This window comes from Photorhabdus namnaonensis (assembly GCF_001684335.1).
GTDB lineage: Bacteria > Pseudomonadota > Gammaproteobacteria > Enterobacterales > Enterobacteriaceae > Photorhabdus > Photorhabdus namnaonensis.
The window spans coordinates 91,384-97,564 of sequence record NZ_LOIC01000036.1 but is presented as its reverse complement, the minus strand read 5'-3'; the positions used below and the strand labels follow the sequence as shown (position 1 = coordinate 97,564).

7 protein-coding genes and 1 tRNA gene are annotated in these 6,181 nt (G+C 40.2%); 6 read left to right on the top strand and 2 right to left on the bottom strand.

Annotation, left to right across the window (positions count from 1 at the left end):
- Nucleotides 1-122 precede the first annotated feature (122 nt).
- From Phpb_RS07655 to Phpb_RS07630, 6 genes are all read left to right on the top strand, one after another.
- Nucleotides 123-1,070 (top strand): branched-chain amino acid transaminase, encoded by a 948-nt coding sequence (locus tag Phpb_RS07655; protein ID WP_065389839.1) that lies wholly within the window; start codon nucleotides 123-125, stop codon nucleotides 1,068-1,070.
- A 21-nt stretch (nucleotides 1,071-1,091) separates the two neighbouring features.
- Nucleotides 1,092-1,670, top strand: a complete 579-nt coding sequence (locus tag Phpb_RS07650) for a prephenate decarboxylase (RefSeq protein ID WP_065389838.1) — start codon at nucleotides 1,092-1,094, stop codon at nucleotides 1,668-1,670.
- A gap of 56 nt (nucleotides 1,671-1,726) precedes the next feature.
- Nucleotides 1,727-2,269 (top strand): carboxymuconolactone decarboxylase family protein, encoded by a 543-nt coding sequence (locus Phpb_RS07645; protein WP_065389837.1) that lies wholly within the window; start codon nucleotides 1,727-1,729, stop codon nucleotides 2,267-2,269.
- Nucleotides 2,270-2,290: 21 nt separating this feature from the next.
- A complete protein-coding gene (locus Phpb_RS07640) occupies nucleotides 2,291-3,238 on the top strand; it encodes an ornithine cyclodeaminase family protein (protein WP_065389836.1) in 948 nt (315 codons plus the stop codon).
- Between the two features lie 150 nt (nucleotides 3,239-3,388).
- Nucleotides 3,389-4,015, top strand: a complete 627-nt coding sequence (locus Phpb_RS07635) for a LysE family translocator (RefSeq protein ID WP_065389835.1) — start codon at nucleotides 3,389-3,391, stop codon at nucleotides 4,013-4,015.
- Between the two features lie 256 nt (nucleotides 4,016-4,271).
- The gene (locus tag Phpb_RS07630; RefSeq protein ID WP_065389834.1) at nucleotides 4,272-4,940 is read left to right on the top strand and encodes an RES family NAD+ phosphorylase; all 669 of its coding nucleotides are present in this window, start codon (nucleotides 4,272-4,274) and stop codon (nucleotides 4,938-4,940) included.
- A gap of 39 nt (nucleotides 4,941-4,979) precedes the next feature.
- On the opposite strand, the gene Phpb_RS07625 is transcribed toward Phpb_RS07630, so the two are convergent.
- Both Phpb_RS07625 and Phpb_RS07620 read right to left on the bottom strand, forming a co-directional pair.
- A complete protein-coding gene (locus Phpb_RS07625; protein ID WP_065389833.1) occupies nucleotides 4,980-5,606 on the bottom strand; it encodes a MerR family transcriptional regulator in 627 nt (208 codons plus the stop codon).
- A 325-nt stretch (nucleotides 5,607-5,931) separates the two neighbouring features.
- Nucleotides 5,932-6,019: transfer RNA gene (locus Phpb_RS07620), tRNA-Ser, on the bottom strand.
- Nucleotides 6,020-6,181 lie beyond the last annotated feature (162 nt).

The following is a 6,181-nucleotide window of genomic DNA, read 5'->3' as shown; positions in this document are numbered from 1 at the left end:
TGCAGGCAGTTTGAACACGGACAGCGCGGAAAAACCGGAGCGTACACGTAGTACGTGAGGATTTTGAGCACTGCCCAGGTTCAAAATGACAAATAAAATAGCCTTATTGGGATAGGTAATAAATGACAAACAATATCGTTAGCCCAGTTAACAAAGATTGGATCGTATTTCTAGACGGGGAATATCTTAATTTTAGCAATGCGACCTTTCTTGCCAATACACAAGCTTTAAATTATGGCACCGGTATATTTGAGGGAATCCGGGCTTATTGGGATCAAGACAATAACCAACTGAATCTATTTAGAGTACATGAGCACTATGAACGGTTAATACAATCAGCTAAAACATTAAAAATTGAATTGCCCTATACCAGTCAGGAGTTAACCGACATTACGAAAAACATCATCATTAAAAATGGTTTCAAACAAGATATTTATATCAGGCCCTTAGCGCTTAAAAAATCGTTAATGCCGGGTGAAAAATTTGGCGTTAAGCTAAGTGGTGTCAATTCAACCCTCTGTATTAACGCTTTACCTATGGGCGCTTACACTAAAAAAACAGATTTTAAATGCCTTATTTCAAAATGGCGACGTGTATCAAACGCGGCAATTCCATCATCTGCCAAAATTACCGGCACTTATGTTAATTCCGCACTCGCTCATGAAGATGCCAAAGAAAATGGATTTGATGATGCTATTATGCTGAATGAACAAGGCATGTGTGCAGAAGCAAGTACATCAAATGTTTTTATTGTTAAGGATAATTGCGTTATTACACCCTCGCTTAGCGCCGGCATACTCAATGGAATAACCAGACAATCTGTTTTCGATATTTGTAAATTCCGCAATATTCCCTGTATTGAGTCAGAAATTCAACAAAAGGATCTCTATGAAGCAGACGCCTGCTTTTTAACAGGTACTGGTCTTGAAATATCCATTGTTTCGCAAATAGACAATGTGTCATATATACAAAAAGAAGAGTCTATAGCCAATGTTATTACCAAAGATTATCAAGAAATAATCAGAGGCAGAATAGATAAATTCTCACATTGGTTAAATCCGGTTTATTAGTGTAATTCCAGGAGAGACATCATGGAATGTGTTTTTTTTAGTTTCTACAAAGATACATTTGATGTTCTAAATATTGCTACCTTAGGCCCATCAGGCACAAGTAGCGAACAATCCGCTATTCGTTTTGGTGAATTTGCTATTAAAAATAATGTCGCCAAAAGTTACCAGGTTGTTTTATGTAATACTTACGAAGAAGCAAGTAATCAAATTATTTTAAATAACTGCCAGACATTGGTGGTAGCCAATGCTTATTATAATATCAGTGAGTTTTATATGGATAACAGGTTTAACTTGTCATCCGCGTTTTTAAATTACACACCTAATTACGGTATCGCTATTCGTGATGAATTAACTACAGATAATATCGTCATTGCAACCCATCCGGCACCAAAGGCTTTAATCCCAGAGTTGTTGCCTGATAATCTAAGAATTGCAGATATCATTTTTAAAGACTCAACCAGTTCAGCCGCAAAAGCAGTCGCTAATTCAGAGGTAGATGCCGCACTCACGACAGAAGTGGCGGCAAAATTACACAATTTAAAATTTATTTCTCACATTCGACCAATTCAAATGCTTTGGTCGGTATTTACAGCCGCATAAAAGCTAACGTTGCTTTAAAATAGGCAAATATATAGATCTAATATACAGAGGTTATTATGTCTTTATTGACTTTACACACGATTACAACTACACCTGAAAAAAGTAAAAAATTACTTCAAAGCTCTATTAATGATTTCGGCTGGGTACCTAACCAAAGTGGTTATATGTCAGAATCTCCCTCATTATTAGCCGCTTACCAAAGAGCACACGACCTATTTATTGATAGTTCACTGAATGAAGAGGAAAAAGCGGTGGTGTGGATTACAACCGGAATAGAAAATGGTTGTAATTACACGATTCAGGCACACGGCTATATTGCAATTCATAATGGTGTGGACAAAAAAATAGTTAAAGCATTGATTGAAAAAACCGACGATCTCTCCCCTCGATTATTAGCACTGCGTGAATTTACCATAGCGGTTATTTACTGCCGAGGGCAATTGAAAAGAGATGCGATTGAGCTATTTTTAAGCCGTGGTTTCAGCAAAGAGAATATGTTGGATGTTGTGTTAGGTGTTTCTCAAAAGAATATGTCGACAATTCTCAATAGCATTGCCGGAACTGAGATTGATGATAAATTCAAACTGGATGATCTCTAACTGATATTGAAAGGCATCAATATGCTTTATGTCGATAAAGAAACCGTTGCACGTTATTTGACAATGGAACTTAGTCTTAAGCTAAGTGAAATAGCATTTAAATTGCAATCTGAGAGAAAAGTAGAGCAACCTTTACGTAATATCGTTAAAGGCGAAGACGGTTTAATGGGCACCATGCCGATTTATATTAAGGAGGGGCCATACAAAGGGTTCGGGTTAAAGTCGGTGGTGGTGAGGTTTCAAAGCAACAGCGATAAACCTTCGCACATCGGTAGTGTGCTGGTTTACGACGAGCCAGGTGTTTCAGGGATTGCAGCGGTAGATGCCGGCGCTATCACAGAAATTCGCACCGCCGCCGCCTCCGCTTATGCAACTCATCTTCTTGCCGCAAAAGATGCCAGCCAGTTGGCGATACTTGGCACTGGCTTACAAGCAAAAGCACATTTGCAAGCCATGTTATATGTGCGCCCGATCAAAGAAGTCACTTTATGGGGTCGTAATGCAGAAAGATGCCGTGAGTTTGCCACATGGTGTGATAAAACACTCAATCTTCCTATTTCGATCAAAGCCTCACCTGCTGAGGCGGTACTCAATAGTGACATCATTTGCACAACCACAGCATCGCGTGACCCTATACTCAATAGAAAAGAGTTACCGGTTAAATGTCATATCAATGCCATCGGCGCTTCGGCCCTGGGATTTCAGGAACTTAGCGAAGATATGTATAGCAATACAACCCTGTTTACTGATTCCAATGAATCGGTACTTGCCGCCTCTCAATCGGTTATTAAAGCAAGGGAAAAAGGTATTCTTAGCGGGTCAGACATTGGGATAGAAATTGGCGCCGTTTCTCAATCTCATTCCAATTTGTGCGATCAGGGGGTGACTATCTTTCAATCCGTTGGTTTGGCCGTTCAAGATATGGTATTTTCTCGGGAAGTCATTCGACAACTAATAAAAATGTCTTAACTATTTTGGATAAAAATATGCCAAACTTAAGACGTTCAGCATTAGAAAAATGTCGTTATTGTCTATATTAAAGAATCCATTTGTCACTTGCATTCGCAAGTGACATTTTTATGTTCTGTTACTTCAAAGTGTTATTTTGAGAGGAAAGATATGCTAGAAGTGTCACAAATAGTAACCTATACAGCGGCACTGACTGTTGCTGCGGCGATACCCGGCCCAGGAATGGCAGCATTGGTTGCCAGAAGTGTGAGTAGTGGCGCGTTAGCGGGATTTTGTGTGTTGTTTGGCCTGATTATTGGTGATCTAACTTATTTATCTTTTGCTGTTTTTGGTTTGTCTATTATCGCGAGCAGCTTTGACACTTTATTCGTTATGGTGAGATGGGGCGCCGCCTTATATTTGAGTTATTTAGCGTGGCAGTTTTGGTTTGCCGATCATCAATCCATTGGCGAAGACCAACCCATTAAGAAAAAGGAGTTGGCTGCGGCATGGTTATCTGGTCTCACTCTAACGTTAAGCAATCCTAAAACCATTGCCTTCTATCTCGCGCTATTGCCTTTGGTCATTAACATGGAATCTATCTCGTTGCAAAACTGGGGGCTCATGTTAGTACCACTGACGGTTCTGGTTTTATTCAGCGTAGGAGCGGTATTTATTCTCGGCGCTCTCAGTATTCGACATCTGTTATCAAGCCAGCGGGCACAACGGATTTTATTTAAAGGTGCGGCTGTCATCATGTTCGTAACCGCTGTGACTATGCTGTTCAAAGCCGATTAAAAAAGTTTAATCTCTTACTATTTCCACGGTTTTATTGAATAAGAATCCATCCTGAAAACCATTCTTGCCAATAAATCGTGGACATACCATAAATTACAGACATAGCTCGCCCCAAAAACCACAGCACATATTTATCATTGGAAATACAGTTAAAAGTTGTATAATTGTTTTGTTATCAATGACATTCACAGCGCCAACGAGTAAGCGCTCTGCTTTTTTTCACCTGATAGGCAAAAGCTTTCGATGTAGGTATAAAATGCTACCCAAGGAGATTCTGTATCCCGATCTAGAAAAACAAATTCGGGAAATCTATAAAACCCATACCATTCCGACTTATACTCCCGGCGACTGGAATTTAAAACGCTGGCAAAGAAAAGAATGGCCGTCTGCTCTAAACTTCAATTTTGGCGATGGGCGATATAATTCCCCAGATAATTCTTTCCGAGTATGTTATATGGCCGACCGAGCAGTTACAGCCCTGGCAGAAAGCTATGGAAGGCTATGGCATAAGGAAGGGTTACGATTTATTGATGAATCTGAGATCCGTACTGCGAGAGTGTGCAACATTCGTTCATTAAGGAAATTAGTTTTTATCGATATTGCTAAACTTATTGGGATGTTACATATCCCGTTAAGTGTTATGGTTGATGAAGATTACTCAGTGACAAAAAGAGCTATGGCTTGCCTCTATGAACTCTTAAATAACGAAATGGATGGTATTTGCTACATATCTCGCCACTGGCCTACAGACTTCTGTTATGCAGTGTGGGAAAAGCGGGAAGATCGGTTTGTAGACGCAGGGATGCAAAGCCTGGTTAATTACAGGGATTCAGAATATATGCCGAGTACATGGAATGAACCCGACATATCAGCAGATGAATTATTGGAAGAAGTGCTTAACTTCAAAATTATCCGACTTGAATGATATAAAGTTGCCCCCTCGAAACAGGGGTTCTTTTTTATTTTAGCTTGCGATCTGATGACCCACTTGTGACGCAGCCCTCAGCATCAAAGCCAGTTCGTTTTCTGAAGCATTGTTTTTCATCATAATGTCAAGAGGTGTTCTATTGCAGGACAATGGTGTTGTTAAAAAAGACATTTTAGATACTGGGTTAATGTCCACGCCCATCGCTTTCATCACATCTTCAAAATAAGGCAAGACTCCGCCGGTAGTGAACTGGAATGTAGGGAAAACGTAATCACTGTTTTTTCTAAAAGCAAGCAACTTTCCACTTTTCACTCTCATGTTAACAGCCTGACGACTTATGCCGAGTATCTCTGCAACATCTCCAGCTTTGATAGTTCCGCCCATTTTATCAAGTTCCTGATAGAACAGAGCTAAGTTTTCAGCACGGCGTTTAAGCTTACGAAGTTCACGCGCTGGAGTTCGGACTTTGTGTTCAAGTTGAGTCGTATATAATAGTTCAAGTAGTTCGCTATCACTTAGCACAAGAGCATTTGTGGCCTGCGCTTTCTCTTTAAACTCAGGCATCAATGACGTGAGCAATTTGTCAAATCGCCGTTGCAAAAGGGATTGGTACTCATTAAGAGTATCCGCATTTTTGCCGTGGTTTGTCAGTATCGCGTTCATAGCCCCTCCTTACTTGCTTGACGATTATTGTATTCTCACATTATGGAATCGTCAAATTGATGCTTGGAGGCAGATGGGTAAAGGAAAGGCTCTAAAAGGCCACGAAGTAAAAGGCTCTAATCTTCATAGTTTAATTTGCTGAGTTGTTCTCCCTCGCTCAGTGGCAAGGCTTCTATAATTGCTATGCGCTGTACCCTATCAGTAATATTAGCATTATGACCCCAGCCATAATAAACATACCCGCAACATTGAATATACCCGTGCGTAATGAGCCTCTACACAAATTAAAAAACCCCACGCACTTTCTGTGCGTAGGGTCACTATTTGGCGGAAGGATAGAGATTCGAACTCTAGGATGGTTTCCCATCGGCGGTTTTCAAGACCGCTGCCTTCGACCGCTCGGCCATCCTTCCATGACGCGGGATTATGCTCCTAACATGATAATATGTCTAGTCTCTATCTTAAAAATTCTGTGATTTTTTTACTGTTCGCTCAATCCTCAATCTATAATATCCTTTCCAGCCCCGATCCTGCTAAAATTAGTCTAAATACATCGAATCATGAGATTCATCAAT